This window comes from Frankia sp. QA3, assembly GCF_000262465.1.
In the GTDB taxonomy this organism is placed as follows: Bacteria; Actinomycetota; Actinomycetes; order Frankiales; family Frankiaceae; genus Frankia.
This window is the reverse complement of the sequence record NZ_CM001489.1, coordinates 3,942,167-3,959,628: the sequence shown is the minus strand read 5'-3', so window position 1 is coordinate 3,959,628 and position 17,462 is coordinate 3,942,167. Positions and strand designations below refer to the sequence as shown.

Annotated in this window: 12 protein-coding genes and 1 riboswitch; of the genes, 5 read left to right on the top strand and 7 right to left on the bottom strand. The window is 75.1% G+C overall.

Features of this window, described 5'->3' with window-relative positions; all coding sequences use genetic code 11:
• Positions 1-3 precede the first annotated feature (3 nt).
• From FRAQA3DRAFT_RS16190 to FRAQA3DRAFT_RS16175, 4 genes are all read left to right on the top strand, one after another.
• The gene (locus FRAQA3DRAFT_RS16190) at positions 4-348 is read left to right on the top strand and encodes a phosphopantetheine-binding protein (protein WP_009740116.1); all 345 of its coding nucleotides are present in this window, start codon (positions 4-6) and stop codon (positions 346-348) included.
• A gap of 113 nt (positions 349-461) precedes the next feature.
• On the top strand, positions 462-1,364 hold the full coding sequence (locus FRAQA3DRAFT_RS16185) for an alpha/beta fold hydrolase (RefSeq protein ID WP_009740115.1): 903 nt from the start codon (positions 462-464) through the stop codon (positions 1,362-1,364).
• A gap of 6 nt (positions 1,365-1,370) precedes the next feature.
• Complete coding sequence (locus FRAQA3DRAFT_RS16180) at positions 1,371-2,561, top strand: glycosyltransferase (RefSeq protein ID WP_009740114.1); 1,191 nt, start codon at positions 1,371-1,373, stop codon at positions 2,559-2,561.
• A 52-nt stretch (positions 2,562-2,613) separates the two neighbouring features.
• Positions 2,614-4,476: a class I SAM-dependent methyltransferase gene (locus tag FRAQA3DRAFT_RS16175; protein WP_009740113.1), complete on the top strand. Its 1,863-nt coding sequence runs from the start codon at positions 2,614-2,616 to the stop codon at positions 4,474-4,476.
• Positions 4,477-4,888: 412 nt separating this feature from the next.
• On the opposite strand, the gene FRAQA3DRAFT_RS16170 is transcribed toward FRAQA3DRAFT_RS16175, so the two are convergent.
• The 6 genes from FRAQA3DRAFT_RS16170 to FRAQA3DRAFT_RS16145 all read right to left on the bottom strand — a co-directional run bounded on the left by FRAQA3DRAFT_RS16170 (position 4,889) and on the right by FRAQA3DRAFT_RS16145 (position 12,454).
• Positions 4,889-5,635 (bottom strand): TenA family protein, encoded by a 747-nt coding sequence (locus FRAQA3DRAFT_RS16170; protein ID WP_009740112.1) that lies wholly within the window; start codon positions 5,633-5,635, stop codon positions 4,889-4,891.
• On the bottom strand, positions 5,632-6,648 hold the full coding sequence (locus FRAQA3DRAFT_RS16165) for an ABC transporter substrate-binding protein (protein WP_009740111.1): 1,017 nt from the start codon (positions 6,646-6,648) through the stop codon (positions 5,632-5,634). The genes FRAQA3DRAFT_RS16170 and FRAQA3DRAFT_RS16165 overlap by 4 nt, the downstream gene beginning before the upstream one ends.
• Complete coding sequence (locus FRAQA3DRAFT_RS16160) at positions 6,645-7,556, bottom strand: ABC transporter permease (protein WP_009740110.1); 912 nt, start codon at positions 7,554-7,556, stop codon at positions 6,645-6,647. Before FRAQA3DRAFT_RS16160 ends, FRAQA3DRAFT_RS16165 begins: the two co-directional genes overlap by 4 nt.
• Positions 7,553-8,377, bottom strand: coding sequence for an ABC transporter ATP-binding protein (locus tag FRAQA3DRAFT_RS16155; RefSeq protein WP_009740109.1), 825 nt, complete (start codon positions 8,375-8,377; stop codon positions 7,553-7,555). The genes FRAQA3DRAFT_RS16160 and FRAQA3DRAFT_RS16155 overlap by 4 nt, the downstream gene beginning before the upstream one ends.
• Positions 8,378-8,923: 546 nt before the next feature.
• Positions 8,924-9,048, bottom strand: a riboswitch (TPP riboswitch).
• Positions 9,049-9,108: 60 nt separating this feature from the next.
• On the bottom strand, positions 9,109-10,032 hold the full coding sequence (locus FRAQA3DRAFT_RS16150; RefSeq protein ID WP_035921052.1) for a type IV toxin-antitoxin system AbiEi family antitoxin domain-containing protein: 924 nt from the start codon (positions 10,030-10,032) through the stop codon (positions 9,109-9,111).
• A gap of 79 nt (positions 10,033-10,111) precedes the next feature.
• The gene (locus FRAQA3DRAFT_RS16145) at positions 10,112-12,454 is read right to left on the bottom strand and encodes a hypothetical protein (RefSeq protein WP_009740107.1); all 2,343 of its coding nucleotides are present in this window, start codon (positions 12,452-12,454) and stop codon (positions 10,112-10,114) included.
• 563 nt (positions 12,455-13,017) lie between these two features.
• Between FRAQA3DRAFT_RS16145 and FRAQA3DRAFT_RS16140 the strand changes: the two genes are divergently transcribed.
• Positions 13,018-14,001, top strand: a complete 984-nt coding sequence (locus FRAQA3DRAFT_RS16140; RefSeq protein ID WP_009740106.1) for a hypothetical protein — start codon at positions 13,018-13,020, stop codon at positions 13,999-14,001.
• A 9-nt stretch (positions 14,002-14,010) separates the two neighbouring features.
• Here FRAQA3DRAFT_RS16140 and FRAQA3DRAFT_RS37335 read toward each other — a convergent pair whose 3' ends face one another.
• On the bottom strand, positions 14,011-17,409 hold the full coding sequence (locus FRAQA3DRAFT_RS37335; protein WP_009740105.1) for a helicase HerA domain-containing protein: 3,399 nt from the start codon (positions 17,407-17,409) through the stop codon (positions 14,011-14,013).
• Positions 17,410-17,462: the final 53 nt, after the last annotated feature.

Sequence of the window (17,462 nt, the reverse complement as noted above, 5' to 3'; positions counted from 1 at the left end):
ATCATGTCTGTTCAGGGGACGGCGGGACCGGGCGGCCCGGGCCGGGCCGAGGCCGAGGCAAGGGTCCTCGGCGAGGTCACCGAGGACCTGCGCGAGGTCATCGGCGAGGAGTACGTGATCGACATGGACATCACCATGGAGACCACCTTCAGCCACGACCTGGAGGTGGAGAGCATCGAGTTCGTGGCGCTCGCCGACCGGTTGCGGGAGCGCTACGGCGAGGCCGTCGACTTCGTCGGCTTCCTCGCCACGATGGACGTCGACCAGGTGATCAACATGCGGGTCGGCGAGGTCGTCCGGTTCATCGTCGACAGCCTGCCGGCGCCTGCGGTCGCCGGTTCGGCCTGACGGCCGCTCGTCGCATCCGATCCGACTGACGCATCCGATCCGACTGACGCATCCGATCCGACTGACGCATCCGATCCGACTGACGCGTCCGATCCGACAAGGAGACAAAGCCCGTGGCAGAGGTCATCGCGAACGGCGTCCGCCTGCACGTGCAGCGGCTCGAACCCCGAGGGGGAGCGTCCGCGGACTCGCCGATCGTCGTCATGGTGCACGGCATGGTGATGGACAACATCTCCAGCTTCTACTTCTCGCTGGGCACCTGCCTGGCCGACGCCGGCTGCGACGTCATCTGCTATGACCTGCGGGGCCACGGCCGCAGCGAGCGCCCCCGCGGCGGCTACCGCCTCGCCGACTCGATGGCCGACCTCGCCGGGCTGCTCGACGCGCTCGGAGTGGACCGCCCGGTGCACATCGTCGGCAACAGCTACGGTGCGACGCTGGCTCTGGCGTTCGGGTTGGAGTTCACCGCCCGGGTGGCGAGCCTGACGCTCATCGAGCCGCCGTTCCTCATCGAGGGCCTCGGCGAGGAGATGGCCCGCTCGCTGAGCCAGATCCTCGTCGCCATGACCGACGACGAGGTCCAGGAGTGGCTGGACAACGGTGCCGGCCGGGCGATCAGCCGGGCCACCCGCGCCGCCCAGCGGCTGCTGTCCGAGACGACGGTCGCCACCGACATGCTGGAGACGCCGCCGTTCTCCGCCGAGGCGCTCGCCGCGCTGGGAGTCCCGGTGCTCGCCGTCTACGGGGAGAACTCCGACATCATCGGGCAGGCCGCCGGGCTCGCCGCCCTCGTCCCCGATTGCACCCTGATCGTGCTGGAGCACCACACCCACATGGTGCTGCGCGAGGCCACCGGCTACCTGCGCAACCTGCTGCGCTGGTGGCTGTTCGACCGGCGCACGCCACCGCCGCCCTACGTCCGCGAGGCCGATCGGCGCTTCGCCACCCCCGAGTGGGTGACGCAGATGGTGCCGCCGCCCGACCTGAACGCCGGGCGCCGCCCGGCGGTGAGCTGACCGCCCGTGAGCCGCCTGCTGTTCGTCGTGCCGCCGCTGACCGGGCACGTCAACCCGGCCGTGGGGATCGCCGGGGAGCTCGCCGCCCGCGGTCACGACGTCGCCGTCGCCGGGCACGCGAGGGTGATCGGCGAGCTGGTCCCGCCGGAGCTGCCGCTGCTGGCGTTACCGGAGACGCTCGGCGAGGCCGACCGCGCCGACATCGTGGCCCGCTCGCGGGCACTGCGCGGCCCGGCGTCGCTGAAGTTCCTGTGGGAGGATTTCCTGCTGCCGCTCGCCGCGGCGATGGCACCGGCGATCGACGCGGCCGTCGACGAGTTCCGCCCGGACGTGCTGGTCATCGACCAGCAGGCGATCGGCGCGGCCTTGGTCGCCCGCCGCCGGCGGCTGCACTGGGCCACCCTCGCCACGACGTCGGCCGAGTTCGACGACCCGTACGGGGTGCTGGCCGGGCTCGGCCAGTGGGTCGCCGACCTGTTACGGGACTTCCAGCTCGCGCAGGGCGTGCCTGCCGCCGAGGCGGCCGCCGGCGACCTGCGGTTCTCCGACGAGCTCACCCTCGTGACGTCCGTGCGGGAGCTGCTGCGCAACCCGGACGTGCCCGGCCACGTCGCGTTCGTCGGCAGCACGGTCGGCCGGCGGGTGCGGACCGCCTCGTTCCCCTGGGAATGGCTCGATCCCGATCGCGAGGCGGTGCTCGTCTCGCTCGGCACGGTGACCCGGGAGGCCGGCGGGCGGTTCCTGCGGGCCGCCGCGGAGGGCCTGCTGGGCCTGGCCGCCCGCGCGCAGGCGGTCCTCGTCGCCCCGCCCGGCCTCGTCGACGACCTGGCCGCCGCCGCCCCCGACGACCTGTTCGTCGCCCCGTTCGTGCCGCAGGTCGACCTGCTGCCGAGGCTGTCCGCGGTGGTCTGCCACGCCGGCAACAACACCGTCTGCGAGTCGCTGTCCCACGGTGTCCCGCTGGTCGTCGCCCCGGTCCGCGACGATCAGCCGATCATCGGCGAGCAGGTCGTCCGCAGTGGCGCCGGCCTGCGGATCAAGTTCGGCCGGGCCGGACCGACGGCCGTGCGCGCCGCGGTGACCTCCGTGCTGGACACCCCCGGCCACCGGGAGGCCGCCGGGCGGCTGCGCGACGCCTTCGCCGCGGCGGGAGGGGTTGCGGCCGCCGCCAACCGGCTTGAGAAACTCGCCGTATGACGTTTCGCCGGCGCGGTGGCGCCGCAGTCGGGCCGGTACGGGGCTGACCGCCGTGCTCGACTGGCTGCCGGTCCTGGTCTGCGTCGGCCTGCTCATCAACGGGGTGCGGCTGCGCGGCCGGCTGCGCCGGCTGGAGACCCTGCCCGCCTCCGGCCGGCCGGTGGACTCCTCGCACGAGTTCCTCGTCGCGAACGGGGTGCGGCTGACCGACAGCGGGCGGCGCGCGGCCAGCTACCACGCCAGTCGGGACAAGCTCGACGTCCTCGACCTCGTCCCCGCGGACCTGACCGTCGAACGCGCCCTCGACCTCGCCCGCATGGTCGACACCCGCACCTACCGCACCGACCGGTGCGTGCCCGGCCGCGGTGCCTTTCAGGCATTGCTGGTCCGCTCGGAGATCCTCGACCGGGCCGGCATCACCCAACGCGACGGCTTCGACCCGGTGGAGCTCGTCGACATCACCGAGCGGCTGAAGACCTTCGCGTCCGGGTCGACCGACCTCGCCGTGCTGCCGGGGCTGCGTGCCGCCCGCGACGACGCGGCGATGCGGGTGCGGGTCCAGCAGCGGGCGTATCGGTTCACCCGGCGCAACCAGCTCTTCCCGTTCGTGCCCCAGCTCGCCACCGCCATCGGCGTGCACGTCAACCGGCCGTGGGGGCTCGCGGCCACGGCGCTGTTCTGGTTCCAGCCGTTCTTCGTCTGCGCGGGCCGGGTGCCGCTGTCCCCGCGCGACCTGATCCGCTCCCCGATCGTGCGCATCCTGAGCGGGGTGCTGTTCGTCATCGACTCCGTGCGCGCCGGTCGGGCGCAGGCCGCGAAGGCCGCCGAGGCCAAGGCCGCGGGGCGGCCCGCCGACCCGGTCAAGCACGCGAAGAAGCAGCGGACCGCGGCCAGCCGGGCCTCCTACGGCCGCGACCTCCGCGCCGGCCTGGCGCGGTTCCTGCGCCGCGGGCGCGCCGACTGCCCCTGGTGCGGTTCGGCGGAGCTGGCCACCCGGCTCGACTCGCCCGACATGTTCCTGCGTAAACCCGGCCGGTTCCGCCTCGACGGCTGCCGGCGCTGCGGACACGTGTTCCTCAACCCGGCGCTGAGCCCCGCCGGCCGGGAGTTCTACGACCGGGACCGCTACGACGGCCTGCGCGCCGGGATCGCCGAGCAGGCCCTGGCAGTGATCGCGCGCGACCGGCGCGGGCAGGCCGCCGCCGTGCGCCCGTTCACGGTCCCGCGTAGCTGGCTGGACGTCGGCTCCCGCTATGGCCACTTCCCGAACGCGGCGCGCGAGGTGTGGCCGGCGACGGTGTTCGACGGGGTCGACACGTTCGCCGGGCTGGACGAGGGCCTGCGGCGCGGTTGGCTCGACCACGCCCACCACGGCCGGCTGCCCGACGTCGTCGACTCGGTCGCCGGTCGCTACGACGTCATCAGCATGTTCGGCTACCTGGAACGCACCGACGACCCGTCGGCGGAGCTCGACGCCGTCGCCAAGGCGTTACCGCCCGGCGGGCACGTGCTGTGCGAGCTGGCGAACGCCGAGTGCCACCAGGCCCGCTGGCTCGGCCGGTTCTGGGCCGGCTGGGCCGTGCCGGAACGGGCGCATCTCATCCCGGTGGACAACCTCCTCGCGGCGCTGGAGGACCGGGGTCTGCGGCCCGTCCTGGTGCGCTTCGCCGCCAGCCGCGGGCTCGGCGACCTCACCGCCGCCCTGCTGCTCGCCGTCACCGCCATCGCACCGCGCCCCATGCCCTGGCTGCGCCAGGCCGCCGGCCCCGCCCACCTGGTGGCCTGGGGCGCCATGATGGCGGTGTTCAGCCCCCTGCTGATCACGGCCCGGCTCCTCGACCGGCTCGCCCGGCGCTACGTCCATGGCGCCGGCTTCGCGGGCACCTACCTGGTGATCGCCCGCAAGGAGGTCTGATTCGGGCGCTTGGGGCGCGTCGGGCGGTGATTGCCTGCGTGGCGGACTCTGATCAGGTGGATGCTGGGGGGCGGATGGCGAGTGGGATGCCATCGGGCCGTATTTGCTGATCGGCGGGCTCGGCCCTGTCCAGAGCGGGCGCGGGCGTAGTTCGAGGGTGTGCTCTGGCGGTTTCGGTCGGGTACGTGCTCCGTGGCGGGCGGCACGGTTCCGCGGAACACCGAGATTGCCGTAGCTTCCCGTGATCGGATATTCACGGAATCGAGCCGAGGTCCAGGCACGCTTTTTCGCCCTGAAACCGTGCTTGAACCTCGGCTCGATCTGGCCGGAATCTGGCCGGAAACCGGTATGGCGGGCAAGGTGGCCGTGGCTGGCTGTTCAGATCGGCTGGCTGTTCAGATCGGCTGGCTGTTCAGATCGGCCAGGTCTCGCGGCGCCAGGCGGCGTCCCAGAACATCCACTCGTAGCGTGCCGTCACCACGAAGTGCTCGGCGGCTCGCGACCGCTCCGCCGACGACGCGGACGCGCCGACCCGGTCGGTGAGGGCGACGACCCGGTCCGCCACCGCCTGGAAAGCCGGGTCGCCGTAGGCGGCGATCCACCGGGCGTACACCGGGTCGGGGGAGGAGTCGGCGAGCAGCCGCGCGCCGACCCGGGCGTAGATCCAGTAGCACGGCAGCACCGCGGCGAGCCCCTCCAGGAAGGAGCCGCCGTAAACGGTCGCGAGCAGGTAGCTGGTGTAGGCGCGGGTCGTCGGCGCCACCGCCGCCACGCCGCCCTCCCCTGCCACGCCGCCCGGCGGGGGGCCACCGAGCGCGGGGCCGGCGGGCGTGGGGCCGCTGGGCGTAGGGCCGCCGAGCGCGTCGAGGAGGTCGGCGTGCATGGCCTGCTCGGCGGCGACGGCCTCGGCGGCGTCGCTCGCGAGCGCCCGCACGTCGCCCTCGGTGGGCGCCTTCGCTGCGCAGACGGCCAGGGCGCGGGCGTAGTCGCGCAGGTAGTGCGCGTCCTGGACGACGAAATGGCCGAAGGCGGCCCGCGGCAGGCTGCCGTCGGTCAGCCCGGTGAGGAACGGGTGGCGCAGGATCGCCTCGTAGACGTGCTCGGTGGACGCCCACAGCCGCGCGCTGAACTGCGGCCGGGGAGTGCCAGCGGTGGTCAAGGCTTCGGCAGGTAGTCGTTGGTGACGACGTCCGTCGTCGGGACGGCCGCCTTGATCAGTCCCTCGGTGCGCATCCAGGTGATGAACGACGTCCAGGCGCCCGTGTCCATCCGGCCGAAGCCGGCCGGATTACGCAGCAGCGGCGCGGTGGCCTGGACCATCTTCGGCAGCAGTTTCGGGTCGTACCCGTCGGCGACGTCGGTCAGCGTGGCCCCGGCCTTCGCCGGGTCGTCGAGGGCCCTGGCGTTGCCCGCCGCGGTCGCGCGCAGGAAGTCGCGCACCAGGGTCGCGTACGCCGGGTCGCTGGCCAGCCGGCTGCGCCGGGCGACGATGACCAGCTCGTCGTACTCCGGCACCCCGGCCTCGGTCACTGGGATGATCTTCGGGGACAGGCCGCGGTCGGCGAGGGTGACGCCCTCGACGTTGCGGTAGGCGCCGAGGGTGGCGTCCACCTTCTTGGAGATCATGGCCGGCAGCAGGTCGGCGCCGACGTCGACGCGGCGGATCGAACCGGCGTCGAGGTGGTTGGCCTTCGCGATGGCGTCGAGGAAGGCCTCGTCGGTGCGCAGCCCGGCGGTGCCGATCGTGGCTCCGGCGAGGTCGGCGGGCTTCGTGATGCCGGCCGAGCCCACAGCCATGATCGAGTTCAGGGCGGTGGGGATGAGGGCGCCGACGGCGACGACGTCGAGCTTCTCGACCCCGGCGATGATCACCTCGGGTTCGTAGGAGATGCCCAGGTCGACGGTGCCGGTGCTGACGAGCTTGAGCGGGTCGGACGGGTCCGACGGTGAGCGCAGGGTGACGTTCAGCCCGGCGGCGGTGTAATCGCCGCCGTCCAGCGCCGAGTACAGCGCGAGATGGTCCGGGTTGGGCTCCCAGTCGAGCAGCACCGTGGCGGCCCGGCGCTCGGCGCTGGACGAGCCGTCGGAGCCGCAGGCCGTGACGGCCGCGAGCGTGACGGCGGTGAGTGCGGCCGCCGTCATGGTCAGCCGGCGGGAGCGCGGCGAGATCATTGGGTGTTCCCTTCTCGGGTGGGATTGCGGTGCCAGGGGACGAGCAGCCGTTCGGCGCAGCTCACCAGCGCGAACAGGGCCACGGACATCGCGGTGAGCAGCACGATCGCGGCGAACACCAGCGCGGACTGGAGTTGGGGGACGCCCTGGCGCATCACGTGGCCCAGCCCGTCGGAGGCGCCCGAGTACTCGCCGAAGACCGCGCCGGTCGCGGCGTAGGCGGCGGCCAGACGCAGGCCGGTGAACACCGAGGGCAGCGCCGCGGGGAACTCCACCCGGGTGAAGATGGCGACCCGTCGGCCGTGCAGCGTCCGCATCATCCGGACAAGCTCCGGATCGACCGAGGCGAGACCGTCGAGGGTGCCGACCACGACCGGGAAGAAGCAGATGAGCGCCACCAGGATGAGCTTCGGGGTGATGCTGTACCCGAAGATGATCGCCAGGATCGGGGCGAGGACGACGACCGGGATCGTCTGGGAGCCGATGAGCAGCGGGTAGAGGGCCCGGCGGGCCGCGGCGGAGAAGTGCAGCGCGCAGCCGAGGGCGAGCCCGGCGGCGACCGAGATGGCGAAGCCGAGGACAATCTCCGTGCCGGTGACCCAGGTGGCGCTGCGCAGGGTGCTGTCCCACCGGTCGACCAGCGTCGTCGCCACCTGGTCCGGCGCCGGCAGGATGTACTCCTCGACGTGCAGCACCCGGGTGACGAACTCCCAGGCGCCGAGCAGCACGCCACCGAGCAGGACGCTCGGCCACAGCGCCCGCCACCGCGCGCGTCCACGTCCACGCCTGCGCCCGGGTGTGGACGCCTCCCCGCGGCCCGGCCCCCCCGGCCCCCCCGGTCCGGCGCCGGTGGGTCCCACGCCGCCGGGCCCCAGGTCGGTCTGTCCGGCGTCCTGCGTCGCGGTCATCGCGCGCTCTCCAGGTGGGCGAGGACCGTGTCGCGCAGGGCGATGAAGTCGGGATCGGCGAGGCGGGCCCGCCGGGCCGCGGCGCCGGTGCCGGCGTAGGGGGGCACGTCGACCGACGCGACGATCCGGCCGGGGCGGGCCGACATCACCACCACCCGGTCGCACAGCAGCAGCGCCTCCTCGACGTCATGGGTGACGAGGACGACGGTGCGGGGCTCGTCGGCGAGCATCGCGCGCAGCCAGTCCTGCAGGTCCGCCCGGGTGATCGAGTCCAGGGCGCCGAACGGCTCGTCGAGCAACAGCACCGGCTTGTCCGCAGCCACCGTGCGCAGGAACGAGACCCGCTGGCGCATGCCGCCGGAAAGCTGCGCCGGCCGGTGGTCGGCGAACTCGGCGAGGCCGAACCGGTCGAGCAGCGGCCGAACGCGCCGTGACGCCTCCCGGCGGGACAGCCCCTGGTTCTCCAGCGGGATGCGGGCGTTGGCGAGGACCCCGCGCCAGGGCAGCAACAGGTCGCGCTGGGGCATCCAGGCGCAGCGGGCCAGCCGGCCCGGCGCGTCCGCGGCACCGAGGACGTCGATGGCGCCGGCGTCCGGGTCGGTCAACCCGCAGATCATCGACAGCAGGGTCGACTTGCCGCACCCGCTCGGGCCGACGATGCCCAGGCGGCTGTGCGCGGGGACGGACAGGTCCGCGCCGGCCACCGCGGTGGTGTCGCCGAACCGCTTGGCGATCCCACGGAGCTCGACGCCCGTCCCGACCGGCTGGAGGGGATCGGACGACGGCAGGGCCGTGCGCGGGCTCGATCGGCGGGCGAACACGAGTTCTCCTCCTTCCTGCGCTGCTGCTTCCTGCGCTGGTGCTGTCCTGCGGCGGCTACGAGCACGTGTCCGACGGGGCACGCAGGGGGCGCGTCACCGGCCAGGTGCGGACCGCCGGGCGGCGAACGCCTGACGGGGCCGGTCCGGCGGCGTCCGATCGGACGAGGACCGATCGGACGAGGACCGGGTCGACGAGGACCGGTCGGGCGCCGGCCTGGCGCGTAGGACTGGCCGGTCATGATCCGGGGCCGCTGCCGGGCATCGGTCGCAGCCGTCGGCACTTGGCAGGCGGTGCCAGGCGGGCTAGCGCCGTCCCGCACGGTACGTGGCCGACCGGGGACGGACGGCGCACCGCCGGTCGGCCGGGAACCGCGGCGGCCGGCGGCGCGGGGCGCTAGTGCGCCGTCCCGCCGCCGGCACCCATCGCGCTTGGTGGCGGTGCCGGCGGGCGGTGTGGCGGCGCCGGATGGCCCAGCGCCGACGGATGGCCCAGCGCCGCCGGACGCAGCGGCGCCCGCGGGCGGCGGATGGAGACGATCGGAGCCGGACGCGCCACGGCCATCACTCCCTACGCCGGAATTACCCGGACAGGTTCAGGCGGTCGGCGGCGCCGGGCTCCTGCCCAGCCGCCCTCTCAGCCTCCTCGGGTGGAAGCTCCCGCAACGTTCGCTCAAAGTTACGGCATGATCAGGCCGCCGCCAACCCCTCCGCCTGCGGCGGCGGTCGCCGCGTCAGGACGCCAGGGCCCGGTGGGGGCGGTCCGCCGGCGGCACCCAGCCCCGTTCGCGCAGGGCCCCGGCGACGATCGCGGCGGCGTCGTCCGGTGCGGTCCGCAGCAGGCGTGCCGGCAACCGGACCAGGATGTCCTGGCCGTGACCACCCTGCGTGACCGACTCGCCCACGACCGACCCGATCTCGACCCGCACCCGCCACGGCTCGTAGCGCACGGTCAACCGGGACGTCGGCTCGTCGGCCGGACCGTCGACCCCGTAGCCGGCGGGGGGCAGCTCGCGGCGCCGCTCGATCCGGCGGAACATGATCTCGGTGAGGTGCGGCGCGTCCTCACCCAGCCGATCAAGCGTCTCGGTGATCAGCGTGCGTCGGCTGATCGGGCCGCGGCGGGACAGCGCCTCACGAAGGCCGCGGATGGTGACGATGCGCTGGCGTACCGCGTCGCCGAGGAGGTCCTGCGCCAGCGCCCGGGATGCCGCCCACTCCGCCATGTCGATCACGGACCGGGCCGGCGTCGTCCGCCGGGGCAGCCGCAGCGGGTCGATCTCGGTGATCTCCAGGCGGGCGCTGTGGCGCAGCAGTACCCCCGGCGGGGCGCTGACGCGGCGGTCGGCCGGAACGAGCACCGTCACCGGCTGGGCGTCGTAGCCGACCAGTCCGGCGAGCGCCGCCGCGCACCCGCCCGCGAGCACCGCGTCCGGGCCGATGGCCTGCACGGCGGCCCACAGATGCTGCGTGCCGGCGGAGGGGGTGAGGTCGGTGATCAGGACGCCGCGGAAGGGCTGCCGCCAGCGGCCGTCGTTGAGCCGCCGGCGGATCTCGGTACGGGTGATGCCGGCGGCGACCGCGTCGCGGATCGTGATCACACCGGCCTGCGTGGTGGCGATCTCCTGCCAGGAGAGTCGGCCAGGGTTATGGGCCATGAGAAGACGATGACGGTTGTTCTTCCGTTGGGCCAGCATCTTTTTTTGATTGTGGATAACTACGTGTGGTGTTTGCCGGTCATGCCGGGTTCGGCGGCTGCCCGCCAAGGCGGCGCCGCCCCCTGCGCGGCGGCCTCCCCTCGGCACGCTGCCCGTAGGCCCCGGGGTCCTCCACTGGCCGCCCGGGGCCCTCGGCCTGCGGGTACGGCCCCGCCGCGGACTGCTCCCCGGCCGGGACCCAGCCGCCGGGGCGGGAGGGCCGTGGGGGCGGGCTCAGTCGGTAGGCCAGCTCCTCCGCGGCCGCCGCATGGATCGGGCCGATGCCGGGCGTAGCTGTCTCGATCGGACGCGGCCAGGCGCCGGCCGTCCGGCCCGCCGGCCCACCGACCGGAAGCTGGGCCGCTGGCGTGGGAGGCACGGCCAGGGGGACGGCGTCCGGAGCCGGGACACCCGGCCCCGGGGCCGCGGCTCCCGAGCCGCCTCGGGCCGCCGACCAACGGTCTACCGGCGAGACCCGGGGCAGCAGCACGGTGCCGGGGTTGCAGTCGCCCGGTGTCACCCGACCCGGTCCGTCGACCGGGCTGACCAGCAGGAAAGCGGTGGTGGGCAGGGTCTGCACGGTGGTGGGCTCGATGAGGAACTCATACACCCGCTGCGTGGTGCTGCCGTCGTTCGTCGAGTCGCTGACCGAGGTGTTCGTCGTGCGCTGCCAGGTCTTCGAGCGCGACGTCGTCACGGACTCCTGCCAGCCGGTGTTCGTCGAGGTGCTCTGCAGCCAGGGCAGCAGGCGGGTGCCGTCGTAGGTCCGGCCCGACCCGCCGCTGGTGCCGGTGGTGTCGGAGGTTCCGTCGGAGTAGCCGACACTGTCGCTGTCGCCCGTCGTGAAGCTACGCCCGATCTGCGTGGTCACCTGGGACAGGACGAACTTGTGACCGCGGCCGATGAACTCCGCCGCGGTCGCCGCGTCCTTGCCGTTACCGAGCCGCATGATGATCGTCGAGCCGCCCTGGCTGCCCAGGACCCGCTCGGCGTCGTCGGCGAGCCGCTCGAAGAGCAGCACGAGGCGCACCCCGGCGATCTCGGCGTGCCGGGCGAGACCCCCCAGCACCGGCCGGCCGAGGTGGTCCGCTCCGGCGACGACCAGCATGTCCCGCCCGGCCGCGGGGGCGAGCTCGCGGCGGCGGAGCTGGTGGAGTACCGCCTGGATGACGAGCCGGTCGGCGAGCTCCTTGTGATGCGTCGACGACGTGCGGCTGGAGGTCGCCACCACCCGCAGCCCCTGGACCGGCCACCACGCTGCCAGCCGCCGCAGGCCGCCGGCACCGGGCGCGCCGACGATCGCCGGCCGGTCCGGGGGCATGGCCGGGGCGCCCGGCGGGCAGAGAGCCTCCAGCGAGGAACGCAGGTAGCGCAGCTCGTCGGGGATCCGCTCACCGCGGCCGAAGGCGTTCATCCGGCTGACGAGCGCACCGGCCTCGGCTGTCGACAACGCCGCGGCCGCAGTGCCGTCGTCGAGACCTTCCAGCACGCGCAGGCCCTCGGCGAGCCGGCGGAAGGTCAGCCGTTCGCCGAGGACCTGACCGACCGTGCTCACGAGGTCGGCGTGCAGCGCCCGGCGGTGATGGTCCTGGTCACCCTCGCGGGTCGGGCCGAAGGCGTCCGCCACGAGCTCGCCGGTCTCCCGTGGGCCGAGCCCGTCGAGCAACGCGACCTCGTCGAGCTGGCGGGGCAGGTCCCAGGACTCGACGGGCCAGCGGGCCTGCCCGGCCAGCCGCGCCAGCCCGCCGCCGACCGTTCGCTCGCTGAGGTCGACCAGCAGGATGCCGGTGCCGCCGGTGAGCACCGAGCAGCCGGCGGTGGCCAGCAGGCTGGCCCAGCCGTTGCCGTCGCCGCCGAAGACGTCGACCCGCGGCGTCGCGGCCGGCGTCACGATGGGGAAGAAGGCGCTGGCGGCCTCCCGGCGACGCTCGTCGGCCCGGTTGTGCGCGTCGAGCTCGGCCCGCCAGGAGACCACCGCCTGCTCGTGCGTGGCGCGGGCGGTCGCCGTCGCCGTCGCCGCCCGGCGCCGGGCGCGGACCAGCCGGCGGTGGCGCGCCAGCGGGGGCAGGCCGGCGAGCAGCGCGAGGGCGAACCCGGCCGGCACGAAGAACAGCCCGCCCTCGGACGCCAGCAGCACCCCGAAGACGACGAAGGCGACGGGCAGCAGCAGCCGCGTCCACAGCGACCGGATCGCCCGGTCCCGCCGGGCGGCCAGCTCGGCCAGGTCGGGCAGTGCCGGTTCCGTCCAGACGGGGCGTTTGTCGGCGAGCGGGCTCGGCGCCGGCGGGCCGCCGTCGACGAACTCCCATCCCCAGCGTTCCCGGGGGACGAACAGCCCCTGGATCAGCTGGGCCTCCGCCGCCGTCAGGGCTGCGCCCCCCATCGTCGCCCCCCGCCAGTCGCGTCACCGCCGGACCCGGCCCGCCAGCCCGCACACCGCCCGGCCCGCCGCGCCGCCGTCGCCGGCGAGCACGCCCCGTGGCGAGACCCAATCCCTCCGTCTACAGTATGGCGCCGAGTGTCCGCTCTGTCGCGTTCTGCCGCCCGATCCCGCGGCGGCCCGGTGCTCCGCCCGCGCACCCCGGCCCGACCGGCCCCGGGACTTCCAGTGCCGCAGCGGCCTGCGGTGCGCCGGCTTGTCGGCTTACCGACAGCCCCCCGCCAGGCGGAGCCGTTCCCGCAGGCCAACTGTTGCGGGCCCGACCGAGCTCCGCGCGGGCCGCCCGCGAGATCCGCCGTTGCGGGCGGGCGTGGCCGCGAACTTTCCTACGCTCGCCTCGACATCACGCTCCTGCCACCCGTACTCCACGGCGTGCGGGCGGGACGCCTGGAGGTCGGGGCGGCGCGGCGGCCAGGGCGGGTGGACGAGGCGACGCGGGCCGGACGTGACGCGGGCCGGACGTGACGCAGGTCGGACGTGACGCAGGTCGGATGGGGGGATGGGCGATGGTGCGGGGCGCTCGGCGGCGGGTTCTCGGGACCGGCATCGCCGCGTTGGCGCTGCTGTGGGCGGCCGCCTGCGGTGGGTCTGATCCGGCGACGGGCCTACCCGCCCTCCCCTCCGGCACGGTCGCGCCCGCGTCGCCCCCGCGGCCTTCTCCCACGCCGACGGGCGTCGCCCCCGCGACCTACCAGCAGGTGCTGACCGGCCTGGACACCGCGCTCACCCCGGACTTCACAGCGGTCTCGGGTGCGCAGACGCCGACCGACCTGTCCGGGGCGCTGCGCACGGCCGCGGCGGACCTGACGACCCAGCGCACGACGCTGGAGCGCACCGCCCCGCCGGTGCGGGCGCGCGCCGCGCACGGGCAGCTCGTCGCCGCGCTGCTCGCCCTCGGCACCGATCTGGACAGCCTGCGCGCCGACGCCGACCGGCAGGTGCTGTGCACCGGCAGCTCGGGCGGGCGCCGTGCGTCGGCCGGCAACGGCGCGCACCTGACCCGGCTGGCCGTCGCGGCGCTCGCGACGGCGGACTCGACCAACCCCTACCGGGTCGGCTCGTTCCTGCCGGCCGGCCAGCCGGACCAGACCCGCCGGCCGGACAACGGCAGCATCGGCCCCGGCCGTCGAGGCGGCTACGGCAAGCTCACCGTCGAGGCGCCCGCGTCCCACGACGCCGTGGTCAAGCTGACCGAGGGGGGCGCGCGGGTACGCAACATCTTCGTCCGGGGCGGCAGCAGCACGACGGTCGATGGGCTACCCGATGGCTCCTTCGACGTCTTCTACACCCTGGGCGAGGACTGGGACACCGACGCCGCCCGGTTCACCCGCAACTGCTCGTTCAGCAAGTTCGACAGCGGTGTGGCCTTCACGACCCGGCGCCTGTCGACGTCGATCCAGTACAGGACGTACCGGCTCACCCTGTTCGCGGTGGCCGGCGGCAACGCCACCAGCGTGCCGGTCCCGGCGGCCCAGTTCCCCGCTTCCTGACCGCCGATCTCACCGGCCGGCCGCGGCCGGTGAGATCGGCGTCTCGGGCCCGGCCAGCGGGCCGCCCGCGCCCGTCTCGACGAGGTTGGCGATCTGGTCGACCAGGTCCGCCAGACCCGGGCCGGCGCAGGCGCGCTCCAGCGCGATCGCGACGGCCCCGGCATCCGTCCCGCCGACGAGCTCCCGCACCGCGTCGACCAGCCCGCTCGCCGTCACGTCGCCGACGCTGACCTGATCCTCGCCGCCGGCGTAGACCGGGCTGGCGCGCAGCCAGGCGAGCTGCTCGCCGACCGTGCCGCCGGCGACGGCCAGGCCGCGATCGTGCCAGGACGAGGTGAGCGGGTGGGGGCCCGCGTCCGGGCCCTGCCGGCGGACGGCCTCGCCGAGGGCCAGCCGGACGTCCTGCCAGCGGTAGACGCCCGCGGTGAACCGCCGGGAGTCCAACCGCGCGTCGGTGGGCGCCGGGACCAGCAGCCGGCGCAGCGTGGCGCGCAGCGCGGCGGCGAACTCGTCCGGATCGACGGACGGGCGCAGCAGCCGGGCGCGGGCATCGGTGGCCCGGTCGGTGGCGTGGGCGAGCAGGCAGTCGAGCCGCCGCGGCGGCTGCGCGGCCAGCATCGCCCGCAGCGCCGGCGCGGGGGCGAACGGCGCGAGGCCCAGCACGTGGGCGAAACCCATCACCTGGTGGGCCGCGACCGCCTCGACCCACAGCACCAGCCGGGGATCCTGGGCGGCGAGGGCGGCGGTCTCCGTCTCCTCCAGGGTGCAGGCCCGCCCGACGGCGCACGCGGCGCCGCAGCGCAGGCTGCGTCGGCCGGCCAGCGGGACCCGGTCGTAGCGGGCGAGGTGCGGCGTCTCCCGGGCGTCGCCGGCGACCATCCGGGCCAGCACCGGGCGGTCCATGCCGTCCACGCTGACGGCGGCCACGCCGGCCGGCAGCGCCACGACGGCCTCGGACTGCTCCGGGCGCAGGTTCATCGTGGCGCCGACGGCCTCCCGGTCGTCCGCGGCCGGCAGCCGGTGCATCACCTTCAGGGCGGTGTTCTTGATGACGTCAGGCAGGATCTTCGCCGGGATCTGCTCCACGACGACGAGGCCCTCGCCGTAGGCGCGGATCTCGGCGAGCAGGGAGGCGAACAACTCGACCGCGGCCGCCGCCGGCCCGTCGGTGACGTTCTTGAGCAGCCGGTGCGCCTCCTCGACGACGAGGACGTGACGCAGCCCGCCGGCGCCCGCGGCCCCGAACCGAACCCGCAGATGCTCGACGATGCGGATGAGAACCGCCCCGAGCAGGAACGCCTTGTCCTGGTCGCTGGTGATGTCCTCGAGCTCGATGACGACGTTGCGGGTCAGCAGCGCGCCGATGTCGATGGGGTGGCCGCCCTCGAAGAACCGCCCGGGGCTGCCCTCCCGCAGGCTGCCGATGCGCACGTCGACGAACCCGCGGACGTCGGCGGTGACCTCCGCCCCGTAGCCGATGTTCTCCACCACCCTGGCCGCGGTTCGCTGCAGGTCACCGAGGGTCGGGTAGCGCCGGCGCGCCTCGACCGGCGGATCCGCGTCCGGCCCGCTGACGCGGAATCGCGGCCGGTGCGGTGGCTCGGGCCGGTCGAGTACCAGGTTCCAGCCCAGGTCCCGGTAGCAGACGGTGAGCGCGCGGGCGAGGACCTGGGGGAACGGCTCGTGCGCCTCGAAGGCTGCGAGGAACAGCGCGCGGACCAGGTCGAGGTGGCTCTGCAACGGGAAGCCGGCCTCCGGCTCCAGCGGGTTCAGCGACGCCGGCGCGGCGTCGAGCCGGCCCGGCCGGATGACGAGCACCTCGCCGGGCCGCACGGCGTGCCCGACGCCCCCCGTGCCGTCGTGTCCCCCCGTGCCGTCGTGTCCCCCCGTGCCGCCGTGTCCCCCCGTGCCGTCGTGTCCCCCCGTGCCGCCGTGTCCCCCCGTGCCGCCGCGCTCCACCGGTCCGGCGAGATCGGCCAGCCGGCCGGCCATCCGCGCGTACTCCGCCTTCGCCGGCTCCAGGACCAGCCACGGCACCGGCGCCGGGGCGCGGGCCAGCGACTCCAGCAGGGACCGCACGGTCTGCGACTTCCCGGAGCCGGTGGCGCCGCAGACGAACGCATGCCGGTTCAGCGTGGACCGCGGGACGGCGAGCGTGCCGGCCGGCGACCAGCCGGCGTCGAGGACGTCGCCGAGCCGCACCGCCCCGGGCGCGCCGCGCGGGTCCGCGGGCCCGCCGCCGTCCGGGCTCTCCGGCGTCACGTCGAAGGTGTGCGGGGTGACGAGCGTGATGCCCGGAAGTTCCCGGCCGGGCGGGCGGGCCAGCGCGGCGAGCAGCTCGGCGCCGGCCCGGAACGGGCTACGCTCGGCCCCATCCGCGGGACCCGCCGGGCGCGGCGCCCAGGCGCCGGCGAACGACGTCGCGGGGCCCAGCGGGCGCAGCGTGTAGGGCAGTTCGTCGAGGTCGCTGGAGCTGCACAGCAGCGCCGCCAGGGAGAACGCGCCGGCCCTGCTGGCCCCGCCGACGAGGATCTCGACGTCCCACATCCCGCTCGCCGCGGCCCGCCCGAGCTCCCGATGGCGGTGCTCGGCCCGCTCCAGGTCGAGCCGGGCGTCCTGGTCGTGCTCGCGCAGGCGCAGCGCGGGGATGGTCCGGGCGAGGGCGTCGCGTTCCTCGGCGAGGCGGTGCGGCGGCACCGGCCAGGCCAGCACCAGCCAGGCGAACGGGCCGACGAGGTGGGCGGCGTAGTCGTCGAACGAGCCGCGTCGCGCGCCCGTCGGGGGTTGGACGCCGCTCTCCCCGCCCGGGGAAGGCGCCCACAGGGCGTCCGGGGTTCCGCCGCAGCGCAGCCAGTACGGGAAACGGGCGAGGTCGTCGAGGACGGCGCCGGGCGCCAGGGCCACCGCCGTCGACCCGGGCGGGTAGAGCAGCGGGGCCGGCCTGGCCGCCAGCGGCGCCGGCGCGGGCCGGGGGGGACTCGGGCGGGGCGGCCCGGGAAACGGCGGGAGCGCCGGCAGCCCCGCGCCCTCGGGACCCGGCCACCCGCCGGCCTGCGACGCCGGGATCTCAACAGCCGCTGGGAAGGTCCGGTCCGGCGGGAACACCCGGCCCGGTGGGAAGGCCGGGCCCGGTGGGAAGGCCGGGGGTGGTGGGGCAGCCGCGGGGATGGTACCCGGGGGAAAGTAGGGCCGGCCACCGGCGAGGAAGCGGATGTGCGACTCGCCCGGACCGCGCAGCCAGGCGACGGCGACGCCCGGCGCGGCCGGACCGGCGTCGAGCGAGGTCAGCTCGGCGTGCGCCCCGACGAGCGCGGCGAACAGCGCGGGCGGGACGGGGTCGGGACGGTCGGTCCCTTCCGGGCGCCGCGGGGTGGCCAGGATGCGGTGGAACTGGAAGCCGTCGAGCACGGTCGTCGGGCCTGATTCGGTGGGGGCCCGAGCGGTGACGGGCCGGATCGGTG

Bases quoted from the DNA above. Each gene is read 5' to 3' on its own strand.
- FRAQA3DRAFT_RS16165 (WP_009740111.1), bottom strand. From the start codon at position 6,648: ATGATCTCGCCGCGCTCCCGCCGGCTGACCATGACGGCGGCCGCACTC.
- FRAQA3DRAFT_RS16190 (WP_009740116.1), top strand. From the start codon at position 4: ATGTCTGTTCAGGGGACGGCGGGACCGGGCGGCCCGGGCCGGGCCGAG.
- FRAQA3DRAFT_RS16145 (WP_009740107.1), bottom strand. From the start codon at position 12,454: ATGGGGGGCGCAGCCCTGACGGCGGCGGAGGCCCAGCTGATCCAGGGG.
- FRAQA3DRAFT_RS16160 (WP_009740110.1), bottom strand. From the start codon at position 7,556: ATGACCGCGACGCAGGACGCCGGACAGACCGACCTGGGGCCCGGCGGC.
- FRAQA3DRAFT_RS16140 (WP_009740106.1), top strand. From the start codon at position 13,018: ATGGTGCGGGGCGCTCGGCGGCGGGTTCTCGGGACCGGCATCGCCGCG.
- FRAQA3DRAFT_RS16150 (WP_035921052.1), bottom strand. From the start codon at position 10,032: ATGGCCCATAACCCTGGCCGACTCTCCTGGCAGGAGATCGCCACCACG.